This is a genomic window from Flavobacterium sp. C3NV (assembly GCF_046825355.2).
Taxonomy (GTDB): domain Bacteria; phylum Bacteroidota; class Bacteroidia; order Flavobacteriales; family Flavobacteriaceae; genus Flavobacterium.
In genome coordinates this window covers 113393-138358 of sequence record NZ_JBKQBJ020000010.1, presented here as the reverse complement: position 1 = coordinate 138358, position 24966 = coordinate 113393, and the positions used below count along the sequence as shown (strand labels likewise).

Here is a 24966-nt window from a genome sequence, read left to right as displayed (position 1 = left end):
TTTAGAATGTATCTTAGTTTAAGCCAACTCCGTAAACATATTCGTCAAGCTCAATTCTGAATAAAGAACCTTCAACCAAATCCTTAATCGATTTTAATTCCTTTACAGAAACTGCTAAATCTATGGATGCACATGGAGTTTTAAGTAAAAATTTGTGACAGGAGTTTTTTAATTCACAAGCTTCGCAACAAGCATTTTCGATCATGCTGTCTTCGATTAAATCACAAAAATAATTTAATTCCTGGATCGTAAAGTAGAATCCGGTTTCCTTAAAAACCAATTGTATTTTATCAGTTATAGTTTCGTTGTCCTTTTTCCAGTAAAAGGCGATACCGAAGTTGTTGTGGTATAATTGTTCTATTTCTCTCATTATAAATCCCTTTATTTCAACAAATATAAATATTATTTATATTAATTCTAAATAAAAAAGTCATAAAAAAGATAATTTTATGTTAACCGATAACTAGATCGTAAGATCAATGTTGTTATTGACACATTGCGTTGAGGTAAAAAGTCAAACTCTGACCGCTTTTATACCAATTGCTCCTGTTTTTTTCTCTGTAAAAACTCGTTTCAGTAGCTGACATAGCAGTTGAAATGGCGAAAAATTTACTTTTTTCGTTTTCTTTTACACTTTCAATCCATTGAATGGTTACGGCAATGTCACCCATTTCCTTATCGAGATAAATGTCAAAAGGATTTAAATCTAAAGTGTATAAACCCCGAAATCCATTTTTTACTTCAAAAATAATATCCTTATCCACGATGAGATTAGTGGGCAGATCATTTTCTATTTTGTAAAAATTCAATCTAAATTTGACTGATTTGAACTCGTTTGAAGTAATATTAAAATTAAAATCGCTCAGCTTACAGTCTTTTTTGATTTTAAATTTCATTCCTCTTTCGCGGCTTAACCGGTCATCAACATCTTTATCAAGAGCGTAGTAAAAATTAGAATGCATTAGTGAAAGGCCTTTCGCACTTCTGCCAAATTGTTTGGGTTTAGGCTGTTTGAACTTTATAACCACTTCCTTTAGCATATTGTCCGAAGGCTCTAAAAGGATCAGATTCTTTTCTTGTTTTAATTGATTTACAATTATTTTTTTGGAATTATAACCCACATAAGAGAATACAATAGTGTCATTAGCACCAACTTTATCATTAAGTTTTAAGTTGAAAATGCCTTGTGAGTTTGAAACCGTCCCTGCATTTTTATTATTGATTCCCACATTTACGTATTCTAAAATCGAATTGGTTTGCGCGTCTTTTATTTCGCCGGAAATGGTTTTTTCCTGAGAAAAGCAATTAAAAGCAATCAGGAATAAAAGTAAAAGGTTCGTGAATTTCATTTAGAAAATTTCTTATAAAGAAATGAAAAACCATTAAAAACAAAACTTACTTTATCCAATTTTTAACATTCGAAAGAAACTCTTTTTGTTGATCAACAAAGAGATAGTGTGAGCAATTGTCCAATAAAGCGAAATGATTTTTACCTGCCAAATTCTTAATAGAGCTAAGTTGTTCTGTAGAAAATACGCCATCTTCTTTGCCATAAATCGCATAAATAGGAATGCCTTCAGCTTTTATTTTTTTTAAAGATGGCCTGGTGTCTATATTGTTTTTCTTTTCGTTTTGATAGAAAAGTAAAGGAGCATTTTTATTTCTAATGTTGGTTTTAAAAAAATCACTTGCATCATAAGCAGCATATAATTTTTTCGATTCTTCGGTTGGATGTGGTATTTTAAAGAAATTATTTTCTCCGGCCAATTCAAAACATACTTTTCGATATTCGGCAGAATTTTTATTGAGTTTTTCAACAAGAGCTACTTTATCGAGTTTGGCCAAATCATTCTTTTTAGTATATATTTTTTTAACCGAATCCAGAATATGATTGTATGTTTCCTGTTGCGAAAATAAAGCTCCGGCAAGAATTAGCGCATTGATATTTTGAGGATATTTCTCAGCATATAAAGTCGCAACCAGTCCGCCAAAACTATGAGCAAGAAGCGTGGCTTTTCTGAGATGATAATTTTTATAAATCGCATTTAGATCCTGGAAAGCTTCTGCGTAAGTAAATTTGGCATTAGGATCTGTAGATCTTCCTTCGCCTCTTCGGTCGTAAGCAATGACAAAAAAGCCTTTCTTCGAAAGTTCTTCTGCGGTATTGCTGCCTTCAAAAAGTGTAGCATTGCCGCTTGGACCTCCGTGAACAAAAATAATGGGTTTGTCACTTTTGTTTCCGTAGGTTTTGATGTAAAGGGCTTGGCTACTAACTAAGAATGATAGGGAAAGCAACGACAATAAAAATATCTTCTTCATTTGTTATTCCATATTTTGATGATCTTCCATGTCTTTGCGAAGATCTAAATTTCTAAAAGTAGGAGATTTTAAACCAAAGCCTAAAACGGTTAAAAGTGTCATGCTTCCGCCAAAAACCACCGAAATAACAGGTGTCATCAATTTGGCTGTTAAACCACTCTCAAAAGCGCCTAATTCGTTTGATGATCCTACAAACATAGAGTTTACGGCAGCTACACGGCCGCGCATATGATCGGGAGTTTTAAGCTGTAAAATGGTTTGGCGAATTACAACCGAAATTCCGTCAGCAAGACCACTTAAAAATAATGCGAATACAGAAATCCAGAAAATAGTCGACACTCCAAATAGAATAATCGATAATCCGAAAACAAAAATGGCCCCTAAAAGTTTCATACCTGCTTTTTTGTATAAAGGAACATAAGCAGATATCATCATTGTTATAAAAGCGCCAACTGCCGGAGCAGCTCTCAAAACTCCAAAGCCTTCAGGGCCTACTTTTAAGATATCCTGAGCAAATACAGGTAATAAAGCAACGGCTCCACCAAAAAGAACAGCAACCATATCAAGAGAAAGTACTCCTAAAATCGTTTTGTTATTGAAAACAAACTTTAAACCTTCTTTAAGGCTTTCCATTATAGGTTCACCAATTTTAGGATTGAGGATTGGTTTTTTACTAATTTGAGATAAAGCAATTAAAGCAAAAAGTGAACATGCAAAAACAGAACACATCGACCAGTGCACCCCAATATAATTGATAGAAAATCCTGCAATTGCCGGACCTAAAACCGACCCAATTTGCCAAACCGAACTGCTCCAGGTTGCAGCATTAGGATATACTTTTTTAGGGACAATCAAGGCTAAAAGCGAGAAAATTGTTGGGCCAAGAAAAGCACGAACCAGTCCGCCAATAAAAACTAAAAAGTAAATCGAATATAAAATAGCCTCAGTAGACCAGCCGCTAACGACTTTTGGCCAGGTGAGTAAAAAAAGTCCAAAACTAATTACGGAGAATCCCAGAATACACTTTACCAATAAACCTTTTTTCTCTCGCTGATCGACCATATGTCCGGCAAATAATGCCATACCAACGGCAGGAATTACTTCCATTAATCCGATAAGTCCTAATGAAAGCGGATTTTTGGTTAAACTATAAACTTCCCATTCAATAACAATAAATTGCATCGACCAGGCAAAAACCATAGCGAAACGCAATATTAGAAATACATTAAATTCTCTGTAGCGTAACGCCTGATAAGGATCCTGCTTGTTTGTTTTAGTTGTCATTTGTTCTAATGTCTTTAAGCATAAGTTGGGTAGAAACGCTGCCGTTCCATTCGTTTTCGGCTAGAGAATAAGCTAACTGAAAAGGGTTTTGATTTTTTACGATGTTTATTTTTTTTCCAAGGCCAAAACCTATTGCAGCAATTCCGTCTGAGTTATGCTGTTTCACAAAAAGTCTCAAATGTTCTTCGTCTGCACCTAAAGTTTTCGCGTAGCCTGTGTCTTTTGCATCTTTCGTCATAAAAACAGGTGTCATATTCAAAGGGCCAAAAGGTTCGAATTGTTTTAAAATCCGGATGAGCTTTGGGGTAATGTCGCTAAAATTAATTTCGGCATCGACTTCTATTTCCGGAGTTCGCATTTCGGGTAAAATGGTTTCCTCTACTTGTTTTTCAAAAGCGTCTTTAAAGGTTTTATAGTTCTCAGCTTTCAGAGTCATTCCTGCAGCGTACATATGCCCTCCAAATTGTTCTAAATGCTGCGAACAGGCATCAAGAGCATTGTAAACATCAAATCCTTTTACAGATCTTGCCGAAGCCGCATATTTGTCGCCACTTTTGGTAAAAACCAAAGTAGGACGATAATAGGTTTCGATTAGTCTCGAAGCTACAATTCCGATCACGCCTTTGTGCCAGTCTTCCTGAAATACAACGGTCGAATATCGGTCTTCCTCCTGATTTTGTATAATTTGCTGAAAAGCTTCTTTAGTGATTTGTTTGTCCAGATCTTTTCGGTCTGAGTTGTATTGCTCTATTTCGGATGCAAATTGTTGTGCTTGTTCGAAATTAAATTCCGTCAATAATTCAACCGCATGATTTCCGTGTTTGATTCTTCCGGCAGCATTTATTCTTGGTGAAACAATAAAGACAACATCAGTAATATCCAATGTTTTCTTTTTTACCTGATGCACCAAAGCTTTGATTCCGGGTCTCGGATCTGAGTTGATAACCTGTAATCCGAAGTAAGCCAAAACTCTGTTTTCGCCTGTAATAGGTACAATATCGGCTGCAATTGCTGTGGCAACTAAATCCAGATACGGAACTAAATCTTCAATTGTTTCGTTTCTGTTTGTTCCTAAAGCCTGAATCAGTTTAAAACCAACGCCGCAACCGCACAATTCATCATAAGGATAAAAGCAATCTTCTCTTTTTGGATCTAAAATTGCAACCGCATCCGGAAGAAATTCTCCTGGGCGGTGGTGATCACAAATAATAAAATCGATGTTTTTTTCTTTCGCGTAGGCGATATGATCAATAGATTTTATTCCGCAGTCGAGTGCTATGATTAATGAAAATCCGTTATCATCGGCAAAGTCAATTCCTTTAAAAGAGATTCCGTAACCCTCTGCATAACGATCCGGAATATAAGTAGCAATATTGGGATAATGTGATTTTAAATAGGCCGAAACCAAAGAAACAGCCGTTGTTCCATCAACATCATAATCGCCAAAAACCAAAATGTTTTCTTGATTTTCTATCGCCAATTCGATTCTCGCAACCGCTTTATCCATGTCTTTCATCAAGAAAGGATCATGAAGATGTTCTAACGAAGGACGAAAGAAATTCTTGGCATCTTCAAAAGTTTCAATGCCACGCTGAATCAAAAGGGTTGCTACAAAATCTTCTACATTCAGGGCTTGCGCCAAATGTTTGACTTTATCTTCAGAAGGTTTTGTTTTTAATGTCCAACGCATTTTTTTATTGTAGATTTTAGATTTTAGATTTTAGATTTGAGAAATCAAAAATCGTTTAATCTGATATTTATTTTTTTTGCCACAGATTAAAAGATTTAAATGGATTTTTTAATCTGTGTTAATCTGTGAAATCTGTGGCAGAATTTTATTTTTACTTCAGCTCTAGTGCATTCCCTTCAAACTGAATTCCGTCCCAGCCTAAGTTGATGAAATTTCTAATGTTTTGGTGATTCGTTCCGTTTGGATCTTTTAAAACTTCTTCGAAATAAAAAGAGCCAAAACAAGCCAAAGTTTCGTCTTTGCTTAAGTTTTGCAATTTGGCAAAAGAAAATAATTTGCAAGAACCAGAGTTTTCTCCGGCAGCGTTATGCTGCGTTCCGTTTAGGAAAGCGGTTGGAGTAAAATTGTAATTTTCCTCGATTACTGCAATAGTTTCCGGGAATGTTATTTCGTTTGGAGTTTGTTTTACTTTTTCTAAAAAGGCTTGTATGCTCATGAGTATAATTTTAGTTTTTTTGCCACAGATTAAAATGATTCGAAAGATTTTTTTGCCACGAATTTCACGAATTTGCACTAATTGAATTCGTGATAATTAGTGAAATTCGTGGCAACTTTTTTATTCTGTGGCATAAATATTTTTTAATCTTCTTCTTCTTCTTCTTTTTCATCATCCTTAGAAAACTTACTTTTCTTAGGTTCTTTTGTTATTGTTTTTCCGGCAACGACTACTACAATTTCGCCACGTGGTGCTGTTTTTTCAAAATGGGTTAAAACTTCTCTCGCAGTTCCACGAACATTTTCTTCATGAAGTTTTGATAATTCTCGTGAAACGCAAACTTGTCTGTCTTCTCCGAAATACTGAATAAATTCAGCTAATGTTTTAACGAGTTTATGCGGAGAAACGTATAAAATCATCGTTCTTGTTTCTTCGGCTAAAGCCAAAAAACGAGTCTGACGTCCTTTTTTATCAGGCAGAAAACCTTCAAAAATAAACTTGTCATTAGGTAATCCGCTGTTTACCAAAGCAGGGACAAAAGCAGTTGCACCAGGCAAACATTCGACTTCGATTTTATTTTCGACACAAGCGCGCGTCAATAAAAAACCGGGATCTGAAATTGCCGGAGTTCCTGCATCCGAAATCAGAGCGATAGTTTCACCGGCTTTCAAACGCGCAATCAAATTCTCGGTTGTTTTATGCTCATTGTGCATATGATGGCTGTGCATGTGCGTGCCAATTTCAAAATGCTTCAACAATTTACCACTGGTTCTGGTATCTTCGGCCAAGATCAAATCGACTTCTTTCAGAATTCTGATGGCACGAAAAGTCATGTCTTCAAGATTGCCAATAGGCGTTGGAACGATATATAATTTAGACATAATTTTTCGCTATTCTATTTTAATTAGAACACGAATTTCACTAATTGACACAAATTTCAGGTGTCTTTAAAAAATTTCACAAAGAAAAATTCGTGCTAATTCGTGTAATTTGTGTTTTACTTTTTATGAGAATTTCTTCTCGACAATTCCCAGGAAACGTTCTGCGTAATCGTCTTTTCCGTCCCAATTATTATAATCCGGTTTTACCATGTTTTCTATAAACTCCTGCGCTTCAACGTAAGAGTCAAAAGTCAATAACTGATTGAGAACGCGGCTATAATCTTCAGAACTGTTTCCGAAAAGGTTTTTGGTGAAAGCAATTCGGTCATTTAAATCAATATGGAAACCTTTTGCCAGTTTTTCGTTTAAAGTAACAGCTTTTGTTTCTGCTGGTTTTTCTATAACAACAGTTTCGATATTTTCTTTTTTCTCTTTAAACTCATTGATCACCGGAGCAGGAGTAGAGGCAACGTTTTCAAAACTATCTACTTTTACAAATTGCGCATCGGCATAATTCACTCCAAAATCTTCAAACGTGATTGTCATAGGATTTGGTATTGAAATTTCTGCTTTAGGTTCTTCTTTTTCCGGTTCTTTTTCTTCTGGTTTATCTAATTCAAAAAGAGGTACAAAATCCGGAATTGGTTTTAAATCGCTAACGGTTGTAAAAGAAAGTTCTTCAACTGCTTCAGTTTTAGTTTCAGCAATGAGTTCTTCGATTTTTTCAGCAACAGGTTCTTCGATTACTTCAGCAATTGGCTCCGAAATAATTTCCGGAATTACTTCTTCAGGAATTTCTGCGACAATTTCTTCTTCAACAGCTTCTTCTGTAACGATTTCTTCGGCAGCTTCTTCTGCTTTGATTTCTTCTGTAACTTCCGGTTCAGCTATAGTTTCAATTGGAGTTTCTGCAACTGCAATTGGTTCTTCGATTTTAACTTCTGCCGGAATTATTTCTTCTTTATCAAAAATAGATTCAATTTCAGAAGTAATTTCGCTGTGACCAATTGTTGGCTTCAAAGTGTCGAAATTTTCGTCTACAAACTTTAAAACCGCTAATTTCTCATATAATTTCTGCGTTTCAAGATACAATTGATTGATATCGGATTTGTTTTTAAGCTTTAAAATTCGATGTGCAATGCTGATTAAATCGGCTTCCAATTTTTTTTTCATAACTGTTGAAATTATAGTGAATAGGGTATTTTAGTATATTTTGTATTTGAATGTCTTTATTCCCGGTAGAAATCTAAAAGATATTTTTTTATTTCTGTTAATAAGCGTTTGCGAATCTCCGATTTGATAAAAATTTTCTACTTTTGAAAAAGTGAAAAACAACGATTTTTCACGTCGATTTATTACCAGTACAAAGTAATAAAAACTATTCATTTTTAAAGGTAGAAAAATACAAAATGTTTCTCGAAAATACAGTAAATCACAAAGAACAATTTGGTTGGATTGAAGTTATTTGTGGATCAATGTTTTCGGGTAAAACCGAGGAGTTAATCCGCAGATTAAAACGCGCCCAATTTGCCAAACAAAGAGTCGAAATTTTTAAACCCGCAATTGATACCCGCTATCATGACGAAATGGTAGTGTCTCATGATGCTAACGAAATTCGTTCTACTCCGGTTCCGGCTGCTGCCAATATTGCTATTTTAGCACAAGGCTGCGACGTTATCGGAATTGATGAAGCACAGTTTTTTGATGATGAGATAGTTACAGTTTGTAATGATCTTGCTAATCAGGGAATTCGTGTGATAGTTGCAGGACTTGATATGGATTTTAAAGGAAACCCTTTTGGTCCAATGCCGGCACTTATGGCAACTGCCGAATATGTAACTAAAGTTCATGCTGTTTGTACCAGAACAGGAAATCTGGCGAATTATAGTTTCAGAAAAACAGATAATGATAAGTTGGTAATGCTTGGAGAGACTGAAGAGTACGAACCTTTAAGCCGCGCAGCTTATTATAATGCAATGAAAAAAAGCCAGGAAAAGTAATATTCAATTAAGTTTTAGTAAACATATGGAAGAAAAACAAAGTAAAAGGAAGCAAAATATCCTACTATTAATTGGAATTGGAATCGCATTGGTGCTGGTTGCTTATTTTCAGTTTTATCTTTCTAAAAGCGTCAAGGAAGTTAATACCGAGGTGACGGAACTTATTGCAAAATATAATAAAAATTGCCCGCTGACAATTCAGGAAGGCATTCGTTTAGATAGTGTGAGTTTGCCTGAAGAAAGAACTGTTCAGTATAATTTGACATTGCTGAATGTAGAAAAAGAAAAAGCAGAAATCAATATCATACAGGAAGAGATCGAAAAAAGCTTAATAAGCACTGCTAAAGCAAATCCGGGTCTTCAGGTTTTTAGGGACAATGATTTTTCATTGATTTATAATTATTACGACAAAAAGAAAGTAACTTTATTTAAAATAAGAATTTTGCCTGATCAGTATAAATAAGCTGATGTTTGAATAAATGAAAACCCAACAGATTTTGAATTTGTTGGGTTTTTTGTTTTTGATTTGAATTAATCATATTTCTGTTTTAAACTGGACTGAAGTCCAGCTCTACAATATAATATGTTTCTCCGGAACTATAAAAGAGCCTTTGGCTCGGTTTATATTGTAGGGCCGGATTTTAATCGGGTTTAATATGTCAAAATGTAGAAAGAAAACCCGACAGATTTTGAATTTGTTGGGTTTTTTGTTTTTGATTTGAATTAATAATATTCCTGTTTTAAACTGGACTGAAGTCCAGCTCTACAATATAATATGTTCCTCCGGAACTATAAAAGAGCCTTCGGCTCGGTTTATATTGTAGGGCCGGATTTTAATCCGGTTTAATATGTGAGAATGTAAAAAAATAAACCCAACAGATTTTGAATTTGTTGGGTTTTTTGTTTTTGATTTGAATTAATCATATTCCTGTTTTAAACTGGACTGAAGTCCAGCTCTACAATATAGTATGTTCCTCCGGAACTATAAAAGAGCCTTCGGCTCGGTTTATATTGTAGGGCCGGATTTTAATCCGGTTTGATATGTGAAAATAGAAAATAAACCCTACAGATTTTTTTAGATCTGTTGGATTTTTTGTTTTGATTTAAAATAATCATATTTCTGTTTTAAACTGGACTGAAGTCCAGCTCTACAATATAATATGTTCCTCCGGAACTATAAAAGAGCCTTGGGCTCGGTTTATATTGTAGGGCCGGATTTTAATCCGGTTTTGATATGTGAAAATGTAAAAAAAATAAACCCAACAGATTTTGAATTTGTTGGGTTTTTTGTTTTTGATTTGAATTAATCATATTTCTGTTTTAAGCTGGACTGAAGTCCAGCTCTACAATATGATATGTTCCTCCGGAACTATAAAAGATCCTTCGGCTCGGTTTATATTGTAGGGCCGGATTTTAATCCGGTTTTGATATGTGAAAATATAGAAAATAAACCCTACAGGTTTTTTGGACCTGTTGTTTTTTTGTTTTAAAGGATTTCCATTCATTCCGTAGGAATGTCTGGTCGGTAGCTATTTTAAATGATTTGTGAATATACGTTCCGTAGGAACGTTTGAATAATCAAATGGATATGTTGATGATTGATTTCATGAAACAAGTGTCCCTACAGGACACAATTGGAAAATCGTAATATTTTTTTTCTACCGATGAAATATTCCTACGGAATAACGAATAATGTATATTTCTACAGATTAATAAAACAGCAAACCCGACAGGTTTTTTTAACCTATCGGGTTTGCTATGTATTATAAACTCAAAGTAAGCTTAATTTTTCTTAATCTCTTAATGGTGGAAAAAAACTTAAATCTTCTTTCTCATTCTTGCTACCGGAATATCCAGTTGTTCACGGTATTTTGCGATAGTTCTTCTGGCAATAGGATAGCCTTTTTCTTTTAAGATTTCCGCCAGTTGATCGTCTGGTAAAGGCTTCTTTTTGTCTTCTTCTTCAATTGTATTTTTAAGAATCTTTTTGATTTCTAAAGTCGAAACATCTTCACCCTGATCGTTTTTCATCGCTTCAGAGAAAAATTCCTTGATTAGTTTCGTTCCGTATGGCGTTTCTACATATTTACTGTTGGCAACACGCGAAATTGTCGAAATATCCAAACCAACCATATCTGCAATGTCTTTTAAGATCATTGGTTTTAGCTTAGTTTCGTCGCCATCTAAGAAATATTCTTCCTGATAATGCATAATCGCATTCATCGTTACAAACAGCGTTTCCTGACGTTGTCTTATCGCATCGATAAACCATTTAGCCGAATCCAGTTTTTGTTTGATAAACTGAACCGCATCTTTTTGAGCGGATGATTTATCACGAGAATCCTTATACGTCTGCATCATTTCCTGATAATCCTTAGAAACGTGCAGGGAAGGAGCATTTCTTCCGTTTAAAGTCAGTTCCAGTTCGCCATCAACAATTCTGATTGCGAAATCCGGAACTACATTCTCCGTTACTTTATTATTTCCGGTATAAGATCCGCCCGGTTTCGGGTTTAATCTTTCGATTTCGTGAATCGCTTTTTTAAGCTGTTCGTTCGAAACACCATATTTTTGAAGCAGTTTGTCGTAATGTTTTTTGGTAAAAGCATCAAACTGATTTTCGATAATATCAATCGCTAAATCAACATATTCTGTTGGCGTTTTGTGTTTCAATTGTAACAATAAACATTCCTGCAAATCACGCGCTCCAACCCCTGAAGGTTCCAATTCATGAATTACCTGAAGCATTTTTTCGACCATTTTCTCATCCGTATAAATACCCTGAGTAAAAGCCATATCATCTACAATATCCGGAACGCTTCTGCGGATGTAACCCATATCATCAATACTTCCAACAAGGAATTCAGCGATTTCGCGTTCTTCATCATTCAAAATAAAAGTATTCAACTGATTGATTAAATCCTGGTGAAAACTTATCGGAGAAGCAAAAGGTGTTTCTCTTTCTTCGTCTTCACTATAATTATTCACCTGAGTTTTATAATCCGGAGTATCGTCGTCGCTTAAGTATTCGTCTATGTTAATGTCGTCTGCTTCGATTCTGTCAGATTCTGCATCATCATAATCGTCGTATTCTTCATTTGCGAATTCATCCGCTTCGTATTCGTCTTCTTTTCCTGCTTCAAGAGCCGGATTTTCGTTCATTTCTTCTAATAAACGTTGTTCAAAAGCTTGCGTAGGCAATTGAATTAACTTCATCAGCTGTATTTGCTGTGGAGATAATTTTTGGGATAATTTTAAATTTAAAAATTGCTTTAGCATAAAAAAAGTTGCTAAGATACTGAGGTACTAAGGTACTGAGTATCTTATATTGGCGAATTAAATTCGCGGTTGAATTATTTTTTATTTATATTTTAAAAACTTAGAACCTCAGTGTCTTAGCACCTTAGAACCTTTTTTCTAAAATTCTGCATTTCCAGGAGTTCTCGGGAAAGGAATTACGTCTCTAATGTTTGTCATACCTGTTACAAACAATACCAAACGCTCAAATCCTAATCCGAAACCTGCGTGAGTTGCAGAACCAAATCTTCTGGTATCTAAATACCATGATAATTCTTCTTCGTCGATTTCCAGGGCTTTCATTTTTTCGATTAGAACATCGTAACGCTCTTCTCTTTCAGAACCACCAACAATTTCTCCAATTCCAGGGAAAAGGATATCCATTGCACGAACCGTTTCTCTTCCTGATTCAGTGTTGTCGTTCAAACGCATGTAAAACGCTTTAATATTTGCAGGGTAATCAAACAAAATTACTGGACATTTAAAGTGTTTCTCCACTAAATAGCGCTCGTGTTCTGACTGTAAATCAGCTCCCCATTCGTTGATGATATATTGAAATTTTTTCTTTTTGTTTGGAGTTGAATCTCTCAAAATGTCAATTGCTTCCGTATAAGAAACACGTTTGAAGTTGTTCTCCAAAACGAAGTTCAATTTTTCAAGCAAAGCCATTTCGCTTCTTTCTGCCTGAGGTTTTGATTTTTCTTCATCTAAAAGTCTTCCTTCTAAAAACTTCAAATCATCCTGACAATTGTCTAAAGCATATTTAATTACGTACTGAATAAAATCTTCAGCCAAATCCATGTTGTCATCAAGATTGTTGAAAGCAACTTCTGGCTCAATCATCCAAAATTCTGCAAGGTGACGAGAAGTATTGGAGTTTTCAGCTCTAAAAGTTGGTCCAAAAGTATAAATCTGACCCAAAGCCATCGCGTAAGTTTCACCTTCTAATTGTCCAGAAACTGTTAAGTTTGTTTCTTTTTCGAAGAAATCTTCTTTATAATTTACTTTTCCGTCTTCAGTTCTTGGTGTGTTGTCAAAAGGTAAAGCCGTAACTTTAAACATTTCTCCAGCACCTTCAGCATCAGATCCGGTAATAATTGGCGTATTTACGTACACAAATCCTTTTTGTTGAAAATAGTTGTGAACCGCAAATGACAATACCGAACGCACACGCATAATCGCACCAAACATATTTGTACGAACACGTAAATGTGCATTTTCGCGCAAGAAATCCAAACTAGGTTTGTTTTTTGGCTGTATCGGGAATTTTTCTGCATCAGAATCTCCTAAGATCTCCAATTTATTTACCTGAATTTCATATTTCTGACCCGCACCTTTACTTTCGATCAAAGTACCAATTACAGAAATAGCAGCTCCGGTAGTAATTCTTTTTAAAGTTTCGTCAGGCGTATTTTCAAAATCAACAACACATTGTATATTATTAATGGTAGAACCGTCATTAAGAGCGATGAACTGATTATTTCTAAAAGTTCTCACCCATCCTTTTGCATTAACCTCCTGAAGCGTCGTCGTACTGTTTAATAAGTCTTTAACTTTTGTGTGTCTCATTTTAATTTTAGATTTTAGATTTCTGATTTTAGATTAAAATAAAAATCAGTGTTTTTATATCGAGTTGCAAATATAAACGATAATTATTAAAATTAGAAGCTGTTTCCCGCTATCCGCTATATCTTTTTCTTGCTAAAGGAGCAAGAAAAAGGATACCGCTGCTATCGGGGCTAGGGATTTCGTTTTCTTAAGAAGCAATTATTATTTATGAATTTGCAATTTCTCTCATTTTTGTTAATTTCGACGAAGGAGAAATCAGACTAGAAATTCCGCAAGCAAAAGCAATCAATCTTTGTGGGGTTACGTATATGATTTATTTTTGTTATTCATCACCAGTTTCTCTACCAAATAATTCATGTAATTTTTGCTGAAGTAATTTCTTGTCCGGAAGTTGCATTTTATATTCAGCAACCAATGTTGGCGACAAGCTTCGACTTAAAGAATATTCAACAACTTCATTATCCTTGTCTTTGCACAGTAAAACGCCAATACTTGGGTTTTCATTTGCTTTTTTTACATCTCTATCAAGTGCTTCTAAGTAGAAATTCAATTGCCCTAAATGTTCAGGTTTAAATTTATCTGTTTTTAACTCAAATGCAACTAAGCATTGTAAGCCACGATGATAAAACAATAAATCAATAAAAAAATCACTGTTTCCTACTTGTACTCTGTATTCTTCATCTATAAATAAAAAATCTTTTCCCAATTCAAGAATGAAATTCTTCATTTGTTTGATAAGACCTTTCTGTAAATCGCTTTCATTATGTGGTTCAGGAAGATTTAGAAACTCAAAAACATATTTGTCTTTAAAAGAATTGGTGATGTCTGAGTCGATTTCTCTCAACACTGTTGAGAGTTTTGAATTTCCTATAATTGTTCTTTCAAATAGGCTTGCCGAAATTTGGCGCTCAAGTTCTCTAAAACTATAATTTTCTTCTTTGGAAAGTTTTAGATAAAATTCTCTTTCTTCAACTAATTTACATCTTGAAAAAACAGCTAAATTGTGTGACCAGCTAATTTCTCTCGCCAGTGTTGAGAGTTTTGGAAAATCTTTGTAAGCATCATAAAATTGCTTCATTCGCCAAAGATTTTTATCCGAAAAGCCTTTTGCGCCGGGTTCATTATGCTGAATATATTCAGATAATTCCTTTACTATAGATTGTCCCCAAGCCGCTTGTTCTATTTTTAAATGGATATATTGACCAATATTCCAATATAAATTGATCAACTCAGAATTGACTATTTTTATAGCGTTAATTCGGGTTTGCTTAATTAAACTGGTGATCTCCGAAAAATCTGTATCCATACTTTAATGTTTATTCCAAATTCGTGTTTCCCTCCAAATTCTCCAAATCCTCTTTCTTAGCTTTCTTCTTTTCAAAAGTCAAAACCAAAGCCGGTAAAACCAATAAATTAGCAAACATCGCAAAGGCCAAAGTACAAGAAATTAATCCACCAAGAGCGATTGTTCCGCTAAAGCTTGAAAGCGTGAAAGTAGCAAAACCTAAAATTAAAACTACCGAAGTATAAAAAGTACTAATTCCTGTTTCTCTCAAAGCACTGAAAACAGATTTTTTGACCTTTCCGTTGCTCTGAATTAAATCATGTTTGTACTTCGCCATAAACTGAATCGCATTATCTACCGAAATACCGAACGCTATACTGAATACCAAAATCGTAGAAGGTTTAAGCGGAATCCCGAAATAACCCATTAATCCGGATGTAATACAAAGCGGTAAAATATTTGTAATCACAGATGCCATGACCATTTTAAACGATCTGAACAAGTACAACATTAATCCTGCAATTACTAAAATCGCGAAAATCAACGATTCGATTAAGTTGTCGACCAAATACGATGTTCCTTTTTGGAAAACCAAAGCTTTTCCGGTCAGAGTCACTTCGTAACGATCTTCAGGGAAAATTTCGGCAATTTTTGAGCGTAATTTTTTCTCTACTCTTGCCATTTCCTGAGTTCCAATATCTTTCATGAAAGTCGTGATTCGGGCATATTGTCCAGTCGAATCTACGTACGATTTCATTAAATTGTCTTTGCTGTTTTTCGTCGCATTTTTTGCATACGATAAAATAAAAGTCTGTTCCTGCGAAGTTGGCAATTGGTAATATTCCGGATTTCCGTTGTAGAAAGCCTGTTTGGAATATTTAACCAAATTTACTACAGAAACCGGTTTTGATAATTCAGGAAGTTCTGCAATCGTGTTTTGCAATTCATCCATTTTTTTCATTGTAGATAATTTCATAACACCTTTTTTATGTTTGGTATTAATCATTATTTCGAGTGGCATTACACCATTGAATTCTTTTTCGTAGAATAAAATGTCTTTATAAAACGAAGCACTTTTTGGCATTTCTCCAATCAAACTTCCGGAAACTTTCATTTGCGAAACCCCAATTACACTAAAAACCAAAAGCAAACCGTAAATGGTATAAATTACTTTTCGTTTGTTTTTTACCACATTTTCAACAAAATTTAATAAAGTCGAAATGTAAGTTTTGTTTAAGTGATACAAATGTCTTTCGCCCGGAATTGACATAAAACTGTATACAATTGGCACAATTAAAAGCGTTAGTAAATAAACTGAAATTACGTTGATCGAAGTCACCAATCCAAATTCAAAAAGCAAATCATTACCCGTAATCATAAACGTAGCAAAACCTATCGCTGTAGTTAAATTCGTCATTAAAGTCGAAACCCCAATTTTCGAAATAATACGTTGTAAAGCCTTTGCCTGATTGTTATGCAGTTTTATTTCCTGCTGGTATTTATTAATCAGGAAAATACAATTCGTAATCCCAATTACGATAATTAATGGCGGAATAATAGCTGTTAGAATCGTGATTTTATAATGAAATAAACCAAGCGTCCCGAAAGACCAGATTACACCAATTATTAAGATACAAATCGAAATAAAAGTCGCTCTGAACGAACGGAAAAAGAAAAAGAAAATCAACGAAACGGTGAATAAAGCCGCGCCAATAAATAGCCCGATTTCACCTTTCATATTATCCGCATTAATCGTCCTGATGTATGGCATTCCCGAAACTTTCAAATCAACTCCTGTAGTTTTTTCGAATTTATCGATTTTCGGGACCAGGTTTTCAAGAATAAAAGTCTTTCTTTCCGGTGTATTTACAAGTGCTTTATTGATGTAAATTGCCGAACGAATACTACCACTTTGTTTGTTAAACAATAATCCTTCGTAAAAAGGCAAATTGTGAAACAAATCATATTGTATCTTTTTTAAGTATTCAGGGTCAAGTGCTTTCTTTTGATCAATAAACGGGGTAAGGACAAATTTTTCGTTAACGGTATCTTTTTCGAGTTTCTTTAAATCATTCAAAGAAACGACCAAATCTACCTCTTTAGAATTTTTTAAACCCGTCATTAATTCATTCCAGGCCGCGTAGTTTTTAGGTGTGAAAAATTTTGGATCCTGAAACCCAATTACTACTAAATTTCCTTCCTCACCAAATTTATCCAGAAACTGTTGGTATTGTTTATTTACGATATGATCTTTAGGAAGCAAGTTGGCTTCGGTATAAGTCATAGAAAGGTTTTTCCATTGATAACCAAGGAAAATCGTTAAAGCAGATAGGATTACTAGTATTATAATTCGGTTCTTAAGTATGATTCGGGCTAGTTTTTCCCAAAATCCAACTTGTACAGCGTTTTTCATAAATTCTTTAAAATGGATGCAAATGTAGTGAAAAGTGCTCTAAATCATAAATAATCGATTGTATTTTACTTAATGTTAACACAAAATGAGCACTTGATGTTTGTGATATATTTCTCTCTTTTTGTGTTTTAATGATCAGCTTTTCTCATATTTGTACGTAATTTAAAAATGAGACGAAAATGAATTGGATTTTATTAATAATAGCAGGACTTTTTGAAGTAGGGTTTGCTTCTTGTTTAGGCAAAGCCAAAGAAACAACAGGAATGATCTCCACATATTGGATGGTTGGTTTTTTTATTTGTCTTTCTATAAGTATGGTATTATTGTATAAAGCCACGCAAGTTTTGCCCATAGGAACCGCTTATGCCGTTTGGACAGGAGTTGGCGCAGTTGGAACTGTTTTAGTCGGGATTTTAATTTTTAAAGAACCGGCAACTTTCTGGAGAATATTTTTTCTTTCAACTTTGATCGCTTCCATTATTGGATTGAAATTTGTTTCTAGCCATTAAGAAATTGGCCCACGGGTTTTACGGATTAAACTGGTTTACACGGATAAATTATTTTGGTTAAATAATAAAAAAAGTTCTCGCAGATATCATAATTCGTGGCGAAAAAAACAGCCCACAGATTGTAAGGATTTAACAGATTTACGCAGATAGAATTAAATACTATAAAAAGAAAATCGGTGTAAACCCGTTCAATCCGTAAAACCCGTGGGCAAAAAAAAACGTTTTAACTTTACATAAACATGCAAGAAAACAATACCATCACTTTTATATTTCTGGCGATACTTTTATTGCTTATCGTTATCATTTGTTTTTTGATGTATCAGTTGATGCAGTTTAAAAAAGCAAAAGATGATGCTGAGAAAAGTTTTTATGCACTCGAAATGAAAGTGAATGATTTGCAGTTAGAAACTTTAGAATCAAAACTGAATCCGCATTTGTTCAAGAATATTTTGAATTCCATTCAGTCGCATGCCTATCAAACTTATTTTGCTTTAGATAAACTGGCCAATGTTTTGGATTATATTTTATACGAAAGCAAAAAGAAATTTGTTACCGCAAAAGAAGAAATTGATTTTGCCTTGAATTTAATTGAAATCAATAAAATCAAGATCAGCCCGCTTTTTGAATTGAAGATCAAAACCAACATCAATAAAGAAGATAAATTATACGATCAGCCGTTATTAGCGCCGCTGATTTCTATTGATTTAATCGAAAATGCCTTTAAACACGCTGATTTGCAAAGTGCCGATGCTTTTATTTCGGTAGTTTTTGAGTTTAGGGATAATGCTTTTTTTATGACGGTTTCGAATAAAATCTCTGATAAAAAAGTATTAAAAAAAGAACGAAGCGGTTTTGGTCATGCGACTTTAGAACACCGCTTGCGTATTATTTATAAAAACAACTTCAAACTCGATAAGTTTGTAGAAAACGATGTTTATATAGCTCATCTTAAAATAGATTTACTTGAATACAAAACTGAAATGCTTGCTGCTGGACGATGAGTTACCGGGATTAACGTACTTAAAAATGCTTTGCGAACAAATTCACGAAGTCGAAATTGTAAAAACGTATAACAATCCGGAGAAACTCCTTGCTGATATTCCGAATCTCGATTTTGATCTGTTAATATCAGATATCGAAATGCCTGGAATCGACGGTTTGCATCTGGCAGAAATGCTCGACAATAAATTAGTGATTTTTTGTACCGCTTATAAGGATTATGCTGCCGATGCTTTTAATATTGATGCAGTAGATTATATTACAAAACCCGTAAAACTGGAGCGTTTACAAAAAGCGATCTCAAAAGCTTATGAGCGTTTTCATAAACCGGACGCGGCTAAAAAGTTCATTCAGTTGAATACAGACAAAGGAAAAACGTTATTGTATTTTAATCAGATTGTGTACATCAAAACCGCCGTTAGCGATAGTCGCGATAAAACAGTTTTGCTTGTTGATGGAAGTTTTCTGAATCTAAAAAATGTAAAATTTGATACACTGCTGCACGAATTGCCTGATACCGATTTTTGTCGCGTAAACAAAAAAGAAATTGTGGCAGTAAAAGCCATTAAATTTTTTAATCATAACGAAATTGTGCTGCATCATTTAGAAAAAAATGATAAAAACAGCACTTTAATCTTAAGCGAAACCTATCGTTCTGATTTTCTAAAAAAGGTAAAAATCTAGAGGATTACCAATGTCAGACTGAGCGAACCCGAAGTCTATTTTGTATGACCGAGCCTTTGACTTCGCTCAAGGATGACAGTAGTTTATTATAATGTTTTTTTTAGTTTTATCTATGTTAGGCAGAGCGAAGTCGAAGCCCTTTTTACGATAAATACCTTTGATTTCATTCCGATTGACAGTGTAATACTGCCAATTATTATAACTTATTACAAAGTTTTTCCGACTTGTTACATACATTGAAAATTAGGTTTAAAATTGCTTTATCACTTAATTCTCAGTTCTGATATTTGCACCATTAAAATCAAAAAAACGAGTTATGAATAACATAAAAAACTCCTTATTTTACGTTACTGTAATTGGCGGATTCACTGCCTTGATATATTGGGTAATTTCAAAAGGTGCTGCACTCGAAGTGGGGCGCGGAATCGTACACAAACAAATCGAAAGCAATCATTGGAATGATTTTCTCGATTCGATGATAGACAATTTAAAACATCCGTTGGCTATTTTATTGGCACAAATCGTTACGATTATTTTAGTAGCACGTTTGTTTGGATGGGTTTTTAGAAAAATAGGGCAGCCATCTGTAATTGGCGAAATGATTGCAGGTATTGTTTTAGGACCGTCTTTGGTCGGGATGTATTTTCCTGAATTCTCTGCAGCATTGTTTCCAAAAGAATCTTTAGGGAATTTACAATTTTTAAGTCAGATTGGTTTGATCCTTTTTATGTTCGTTATCGGGATGGAATTGGATCTGAAAGTATTAAAAAACAAAGCACATGATGCTGTAGTTATAAGTCACGCAAGTATTGTTATTCCGTTTGCCCTGGGTCTGTCATTAGCTTATTTTATCTACCATACTTTTGCTCCGGTTGGCGTTGAGTTTGCATCGTTTGGTTTATTTATGGGAATCGCCATGAGTATCACAGCGTTTCCGGTACTCGCCAGAATCGTGCAGGAGCGAGGCATGCAAAAAACAAAATTGGGTACTATTGCCATAACTTGTGCTGCGGCCGATGATATTACGGCCTGGTGTATCTTGGCTGTTGTAATTGCGATTGTAAAAGCAGGTTCTTTTACAAGTGCTTTATATGTAATTGGGTTGGCTATTTTGTATGTAATTGTCATGCTAAAAATAGTGCGTCCGTTTTTGAAACGTGTTGGAGATTTAAATTCAACTCGCGAAAGTTTGAACAAACCTGTTGTGGCTATTTTCTTTATTACCCTTTTATTCTCTGCTTATGCTTCAGAATTAATTGGAATTCACGCTTTATTTGGTGCTTTCTTAGCGGGAGCAATTATGCCTGAAAATAATAAATTCAGAAATATTTTTATCGAAAAAGTCGAAGACGTTGCCATTATTGTCTTATTGCCATTGTTTTTTGTTTTCACGGGTTTACGTACGCAAATAGGATTATTAAACGATCCGTATTTATGGAAAGTTACAGCTGTAATTATTGCAGTTGCTGTAGCGGGTAAATTCTTAGGAAGTGCTTTTGCTGCAAAATTCGTAGGACAAAGTTGGAAAGACAGTTTAGCCATTGGAGCATTAATGAATACTCGTGGTTTAATGGAGCTTGTAGTTTTAAATATTGGTTATGATCTGGGAGTTTTATCTACGGAGATTTTTACCATGATGGTTATTATGGCTTTGGTAACAACTTTTATGACGGGTCCGGCACTGGATTTTATAGGTTTTATATTTAAAGATAAAGTCACTGCAGTTCCTCAGGAAATTGGAAATAAAAGCAAGTACAAGATTCTACTTTCGTTTGCAACTCCTGAAAGAGGTAAAAAGCTATTGAAGCTTGCTAATAGTTTAGTAAAAAAACAAGGCGATAATTCGATTGTAACGGCGATGCATTTATCATTAAGTACCGAGATACATTCGTTTGATGTAAAAGATCATGAACGAAAAATGTTAGTTCCTGTTATTGAAGAATCAGAACGTTTGAATCAGAATATGGTGAGTGTTTTTAAAGTAACCAATGATATTGATACTGATATTATAGATACGGCTAACCAAGGCGAATATGATTTATTATTAGTTGGTTTAGGACAATCTATTTTTGACGGAACTTTGCTGGGGAAGATTCTTGGTTTTACGACCCGAATTGTAAATCCGGATCGTTTGATCGATAAGTTTACAGGAAAAGAAGGTTTGTTCGAGAATTCTCCTTTTGATGAAAGAACACGTCATATTATTGCAAAAAGTAAAATGCCGGTTGGTATTTTTATCGATAAAGAATTAGAAGAAGTCAATCAGATTTTTATGCCAATTTTCAGTAAAGAAGATTCTTTTCTTATTGAATATGCGAAGAAACTTATCAATAATAACGGATCTCAGATCACGGTACTTGATGCGAGTGGAGAGGTAAAAAATACAAGGGATATTCAGGAAACAATTCGTTCTATTGAACAAATTGCACCCAATCATATCATGATTATGCATGACAGAACGATCAAAAAAGAATTTTTAGAAAATCAGAATTTGATGATTATTAGTTTAGACAGTTGGAAAAAACTAATCGAATCTCAAAGTACATGGCTGAATAATACGCCTTCGGTTTTGATATTGAAACCATAAGAGTTTTTTAAATCTCAATATTTTAAAATTCCAAATTCCAATTTTACGATTGGGGTTTGGGGTTTTTTTGTTTTCTTTTTTTTTAGGATTGAGAGATGGCACGCGGATGACACGGATTCGCTTGCGCGAAAACACGGATTTGCGCGGATTTTTCCATTGCTTTACTCGCATTTTTTGTCATTTCGACCGAAGGGAGAAATCGCACTCGTATATGGACAAAGATTAACACAATCTTGTCAATCCTGAAGGATGAAGGATCTCTGTAAGTAGCTCAGTAAATATTGGTGATTTCTTGTTTGATTTTTCTTCGTATTGAAATGAGAAGATTAAGGATAATTGGAATTTGGAATTTAAAAAGATTGGAATTTCAAAAACTAAAGCCCCAAATCAAGTACATAAGAAATCTTAACGGCAATATTGTCCTCAAATTTCAGCAACTGATTTGGTCCGTAGCGATAGAAACCACCAAGTCCAAAACCTTTGTAAATCTTGTTTAGTTCGATTCCGGATTCGAAAAAACCTTTGTCTAATGTTTTGTAGGTTGGGCCAACATGCTGTTGAGGGTTTTCCATATTTCCCCAAGCCATTCTGGTCACTAAAACTAAAGAAGGACGGACTTTTTTAAGGATTCTGATTCGGTCAAAACCATGTTTGATTTGGAAAAAGATGTATTGGCTCGAGAAAAACTCATTAAAATACATGGTTTCAAAACTGTTTCGGCCTGCAAAAGTAATACGCTGGATAACGGTTTCTTTTGTTAAGTTGTTGGGCATTGTGTTGTACAAATGCGTAAGCGGCACATCGCCTATTGCGTAACCTCCTTGCAAAAGCAAGCTTGTTTTTTGACCGTTTAGGTAATTTTTTTCATACTCGGTTTTAAAATCTATTTTACCAAAAGTAAAGTCGTTTCCTAAAACGTCGGGTAATGTTTGTGTGTACTGAAAAGTAAATCTAGGGAACCTTTTCTCTGATTCGTTTCGCCCGGTTGGTGTTTGCATAAAGTTGCTAAATGGCGCCCAAACAATAGAAACCATTGCGGTGGTCATAACGTAACTCGAATATAATTTCCCGTCGTAATTGAACATATAATCAAATTGAGGCGCGACGTAAGTTCGTGCTAATTCGAAAACAGCTTCGGTTTTTGGGATAATTTTAGACTGAACGTTGGCTTTCCAGGCGGTATATTGATAGAAAGTACTAATGTTGATTGGGCGAGGATCATAAATTTTGAAAACACGCTTATCAACGGCAAAAACGGTACTTGCAATTTCTCGAACATCATCTGTATAATATCCGTTTACCCAGGTGTTCGTGCTTTTGTCTAGTAAAACTCCGGCTCCTAAACTGTATTTAACTTCGCCATCTTTGGTTCCGTAAGCAGAATATCCTTCGATTCTGAAATTTTTAGAAAAACGATCGTTTGTGATGCCGCCAAGACCAAGTCGGAAACCTTCATAATTGTTGTAACTAATAATCTTTTTCAGATCAAGATCGATTGGTCCGATAGGGATGTAGCCATTGATGATTTTTCGGCCAAAGCCTAAGCGATTTTCGATTCTTTTTTTGATCGAAAGGCTGTCTATCAATTGATATGTTTTTTGCCCTTTCAGGTCCAAACTTTCTTTTCTGTATTCATTCCAGAATGCTTCCGGTTTTTTGTTGGCATCGTCTTTAATTTCGATATAAAGTGACGGGTCTTTTATTGGTGTTTTTGTATTGTAATGAATATCGAAATTATTACTTTCAGATAGTAAATAAGTAAAGTCTGAAGCTGATTTTTTTCTTGGTTCGAAATTGTCTTCTACATCTCCGTCAAACTGAATGGTTCCACCCAGAATTTTAATATCATCATCGTTTTTTCCTTTTACGATTTTAAAAGTGGTATTGCTCTGAAACCAGACTTTTTCACTTGGCACATATTCAAATTCGTGAATGCCGCTAATATCGAGAACGCCTTTTATACGCATTACAGCTTTTGCAACGGCAAAATTTTCCTGATCGATATACAAGACACCTTCTAATCCTGATGATTTTCTGTTTTGTTTGTTTTTAAAGTAAATCATATAAGTCTCGCGACCTTTTATATTTACCGTATCGAGTAATTTGTAGTTGTAACTCGAAGTTGCAGTATTCGAAATTGGGTTTTCGTATTTGGTTTCGAATAACTCGTATTTATTATCGTAAATCGATATAGATTGCAAATTGAAAGCAATAACTTCATAGATCGGGTTTTTGAATCCCGCCATTTTGGTTCCCAAAATGGTTTCTTTTAGCTTGTTATTGCCAAACTGATATTGTGATACTTTTTCGGTTTGAAACAAATGCTGTTTGCTGATTATTTCTTTGAATTTATAATCTGATGAATCGACATTGATGCGTTTTTTATCGAAATCTTTATAAGCGGCTGTAGAATCGATCCTGCCATCGATAGAATCGGGATTGGCTGTTACGATAAGTTTATTGTAGCTTTTGTACTCAAAACTGTTCAGCTTTTTTTGTGGATTGTTTTTGTTCTTATTCGCAATTACTTTTCTTATGATAGTTAAAGCCGGATTTTCATTCGAAATTATAACTTCTTTTAGATCATCGGTTTTTTGAGAAAGCGAAACAGAATAATATCTTTTTTCTGTAATGGCAACAATTTTGGTTTGAAAACCAATATAAGAAACAGAAAAACTAGTTGCTTTTTCAGAAGGCGTAAAAATAAACTTTCCATCAACATCGGTAATCGTATTGATGTTGTCCGGAGTTGTTATGGTTGCAAAAGGAAGCGGTTTATTGTTAGAGTCCGTTACAATTCCGTTTAGTTGAAATTGCGCCTGAATAGTAAGCGTGAAAAACAAAGTCAATAAACAAAATAGCTTCATAGAGAATATTATAGTTTCAAAACGGACAAAATGGGATTTTGGTATGCAAAAATAACAATAAAAAAAATCCGTTTAGTAGAATTTAA

19 protein-coding genes are annotated in these 24966 nt (G+C 34.5%); 6 read left to right on the top strand and 13 right to left on the bottom strand.

Annotated features, from left to right (window positions below; translation table 11 throughout):
* Positions 1 to 13: 13 nt before the first annotated feature.
* The 8 genes from ACIDC4_RS15465 to ACIDC4_RS15430 form a co-directional block, all read right to left on the bottom strand.
* Entirely contained in the window at positions 14 to 370 is a 357-nt protein-coding gene (locus ACIDC4_RS15465) for a hypothetical protein (protein WP_412043459.1), read from the bottom strand.
* 115 nt (positions 371 to 485) lie between these two features.
* On the bottom strand, positions 486 to 1349 hold the full coding sequence (locus ACIDC4_RS15460; RefSeq protein ID WP_412043458.1) for a carboxypeptidase-like regulatory domain-containing protein: 864 nt from the start codon (positions 1347 to 1349) through the stop codon (positions 486 to 488).
* 46 nt (positions 1350 to 1395) lie between these two features.
* Positions 1396 to 2319 (bottom strand): alpha/beta fold hydrolase, encoded by a 924-nt coding sequence (locus ACIDC4_RS15455; protein ID WP_412043457.1) that lies wholly within the window; start codon positions 2317 to 2319, stop codon positions 1396 to 1398.
* Between the two features lie 3 nt (positions 2320 to 2322).
* Positions 2323 to 3603 carry an MFS transporter gene (locus ACIDC4_RS15450; RefSeq protein WP_412043456.1) on the bottom strand — a complete coding sequence of 427 codons (1281 nt, stop codon included), beginning with the start codon at positions 3601 to 3603 and terminating at the stop codon, positions 2323 to 2325.
* Positions 3593 to 5293: a single-stranded-DNA-specific exonuclease RecJ gene (recJ, locus tag ACIDC4_RS15445; protein ID WP_412043455.1), complete on the bottom strand. Its 1701-nt coding sequence runs from the start codon at positions 5291 to 5293 to the stop codon at positions 3593 to 3595. The genes ACIDC4_RS15450 and recJ overlap by 11 nt, the downstream gene beginning before the upstream one ends.
* Positions 5294 to 5444: 151 nt before the next feature.
* Positions 5445 to 5789 carry a HopJ type III effector protein gene (locus tag ACIDC4_RS15440; RefSeq protein WP_412043454.1) on the bottom strand — a complete coding sequence of 115 codons (345 nt, stop codon included), beginning with the start codon at positions 5787 to 5789 and terminating at the stop codon, positions 5445 to 5447.
* 143 nt (positions 5790 to 5932) lie between these two features.
* The gene (rsmI, locus tag ACIDC4_RS15435) at positions 5933 to 6670 is read right to left on the bottom strand and encodes a 16S rRNA (cytidine(1402)-2'-O)-methyltransferase (protein ID WP_412043453.1); all 738 of its coding nucleotides are present in this window, start codon (positions 6668 to 6670) and stop codon (positions 5933 to 5935) included.
* 123 nt (positions 6671 to 6793) lie between these two features.
* Entirely contained in the window at positions 6794 to 7843 is a 1050-nt protein-coding gene (locus tag ACIDC4_RS15430; RefSeq protein WP_412043452.1) for a hypothetical protein, read from the bottom strand.
* Positions 7844 to 8079: 236 nt separating this feature from the next.
* Between ACIDC4_RS15430 and ACIDC4_RS15425 the strand changes: the two genes are divergently transcribed.
* Complete coding sequence (locus ACIDC4_RS15425) at positions 8080 to 8670, top strand: thymidine kinase (RefSeq protein WP_029270718.1); 591 nt, start codon at positions 8080 to 8082, stop codon at positions 8668 to 8670.
* 25 nt (positions 8671 to 8695) lie between these two features.
* On the top strand, positions 8696 to 9133 hold the full coding sequence (locus ACIDC4_RS15420; protein ID WP_412043451.1) for a hypothetical protein: 438 nt from the start codon (positions 8696 to 8698) through the stop codon (positions 9131 to 9133).
* 1355 nt (positions 9134 to 10488) lie between these two features.
* On the opposite strand, the gene rpoN is transcribed toward ACIDC4_RS15420, so the two are convergent.
* The 4 genes from rpoN to ACIDC4_RS15400 form a co-directional block, all read right to left on the bottom strand.
* Positions 10489 to 11949, bottom strand: coding sequence for an RNA polymerase factor sigma-54 (gene rpoN / locus ACIDC4_RS15415; RefSeq protein WP_194617715.1), 1461 nt, complete (start codon positions 11947 to 11949; stop codon positions 10489 to 10491).
* 138 nt (positions 11950 to 12087) lie between these two features.
* The gene (gene asnS, locus ACIDC4_RS15410; protein ID WP_412043450.1) at positions 12088 to 13536 is read right to left on the bottom strand and encodes an asparagine--tRNA ligase; all 1449 of its coding nucleotides are present in this window, start codon (positions 13534 to 13536) and stop codon (positions 12088 to 12090) included.
* A gap of 322 nt (positions 13537 to 13858) precedes the next feature.
* Positions 13859 to 14842, bottom strand: coding sequence for a PDDEXK nuclease domain-containing protein (locus ACIDC4_RS15405; RefSeq protein WP_412043449.1), 984 nt, complete (start codon positions 14840 to 14842; stop codon positions 13859 to 13861).
* Positions 14843 to 14852: 10 nt separating this feature from the next.
* Complete coding sequence (locus ACIDC4_RS15400; RefSeq protein ID WP_412043448.1) at positions 14853 to 17234, bottom strand: efflux RND transporter permease subunit; 2382 nt, start codon at positions 17232 to 17234, stop codon at positions 14853 to 14855.
* Between the two features lie 179 nt (positions 17235 to 17413).
* Here ACIDC4_RS15400 and ACIDC4_RS15395 point away from each other — a divergent pair, with 179 nt between their 5' ends.
* From ACIDC4_RS15395 to ACIDC4_RS15380, 4 genes are all read left to right on the top strand, one after another.
* Positions 17414 to 17743 (top strand): DMT family transporter, encoded by a 330-nt coding sequence (locus tag ACIDC4_RS15395; protein ID WP_412043447.1) that lies wholly within the window; start codon positions 17414 to 17416, stop codon positions 17741 to 17743.
* 239 nt (positions 17744 to 17982) lie between these two features.
* A complete protein-coding gene (locus ACIDC4_RS15390; protein WP_078006883.1) occupies positions 17983 to 18744 on the top strand; it encodes a sensor histidine kinase in 762 nt (253 codons plus the stop codon).
* Positions 18707 to 19426: a LytR/AlgR family response regulator transcription factor gene (locus ACIDC4_RS15385; protein ID WP_412043446.1), complete on the top strand. Its 720-nt coding sequence runs from the start codon at positions 18707 to 18709 to the stop codon at positions 19424 to 19426. The genes ACIDC4_RS15390 and ACIDC4_RS15385 overlap by 38 nt, the downstream gene beginning before the upstream one ends.
* A gap of 316 nt (positions 19427 to 19742) precedes the next feature.
* Positions 19743 to 22013 (top strand): cation:proton antiporter, encoded by a 2271-nt coding sequence (locus tag ACIDC4_RS15380; protein WP_412043445.1) that lies wholly within the window; start codon positions 19743 to 19745, stop codon positions 22011 to 22013.
* Between the two features lie 374 nt (positions 22014 to 22387).
* Here ACIDC4_RS15380 and ACIDC4_RS15375 read toward each other — a convergent pair whose 3' ends face one another.
* Positions 22388 to 24880, bottom strand: coding sequence for a DUF5686 family protein (locus tag ACIDC4_RS15375; protein ID WP_412043444.1), 2493 nt, complete (start codon positions 24878 to 24880; stop codon positions 22388 to 22390).
* Between the last annotated feature and the right edge of the window lie 86 nt (positions 24881 to 24966).

Excerpts from the sequence above, each read along its gene's own strand:
- ACIDC4_RS15390 (WP_078006883.1), top strand. The coding sequence starts at position 17,983 with ATGCAAGAAAACAATACCATCACTTTTATATTTCTGGCGATACTTTTA.
- ACIDC4_RS15400 (WP_412043448.1), bottom strand. The coding sequence starts at position 17,234 with ATGAAAAACGCTGTACAAGTTGGATTTTGGGAAAAACTAGCCCGAATC.
- rpoN (WP_194617715.1), bottom strand. The coding sequence starts at position 11,949 with ATGCTAAAGCAATTTTTAAATTTAAAATTATCCCAAAAATTATCTCCA.
- ACIDC4_RS15440 (WP_412043454.1), bottom strand. The coding sequence starts at position 5,789 with ATGAGCATACAAGCCTTTTTAGAAAAAGTAAAACAAACTCCAAACGAA.
- recJ (WP_412043455.1), bottom strand. The coding sequence starts at position 5,293 with ATGCGTTGGACATTAAAAACAAAACCTTCTGAAGATAAAGTCAAACAT.
- ACIDC4_RS15450 (WP_412043456.1), bottom strand. The coding sequence starts at position 3,603 with ATGACAACTAAAACAAACAAGCAGGATCCTTATCAGGCGTTACGCTAC.
- ACIDC4_RS15430 (WP_412043452.1), bottom strand. The coding sequence starts at position 7,843 with ATGAAAAAAAAATTGGAAGCCGATTTAATCAGCATTGCACATCGAATT.
- ACIDC4_RS15465 (WP_412043459.1), bottom strand. The coding sequence starts at position 370 with ATGAGAGAAATAGAACAATTATACCACAACAACTTCGGTATCGCCTTT.
- ACIDC4_RS15395 (WP_412043447.1), top strand. The coding sequence starts at position 17,414 with ATGAATTGGATTTTATTAATAATAGCAGGACTTTTTGAAGTAGGGTTT.
- ACIDC4_RS15455 (WP_412043457.1), bottom strand. The coding sequence starts at position 2,319 with ATGAAGAAGATATTTTTATTGTCGTTGCTTTCCCTATCATTCTTAGTT.
- ACIDC4_RS15420 (WP_412043451.1), top strand. The coding sequence starts at position 8,696 with ATGGAAGAAAAACAAAGTAAAAGGAAGCAAAATATCCTACTATTAATT.
- ACIDC4_RS15425 (WP_029270718.1), top strand. The coding sequence starts at position 8,080 with ATGTTTCTCGAAAATACAGTAAATCACAAAGAACAATTTGGTTGGATT.
- ACIDC4_RS15460 (WP_412043458.1), bottom strand. The coding sequence starts at position 1,349 with ATGAAATTCACGAACCTTTTACTTTTATTCCTGATTGCTTTTAATTGC.
- rsmI (WP_412043453.1), bottom strand. The coding sequence starts at position 6,670 with ATGTCTAAATTATATATCGTTCCAACGCCTATTGGCAATCTTGAAGAC.
- ACIDC4_RS15405 (WP_412043449.1), bottom strand. The coding sequence starts at position 14,842 with ATGGATACAGATTTTTCGGAGATCACCAGTTTAATTAAGCAAACCCGA.
- ACIDC4_RS15375 (WP_412043444.1), bottom strand. The coding sequence starts at position 24,880 with ATGAAGCTATTTTGTTTATTGACTTTGTTTTTCACGCTTACTATTCAG.
- asnS (WP_412043450.1), bottom strand. The coding sequence starts at position 13,536 with ATGAGACACACAAAAGTTAAAGACTTATTAAACAGTACGACGACGCTT.
- ACIDC4_RS15380 (WP_412043445.1), top strand. The coding sequence starts at position 19,743 with ATGAATAACATAAAAAACTCCTTATTTTACGTTACTGTAATTGGCGGA.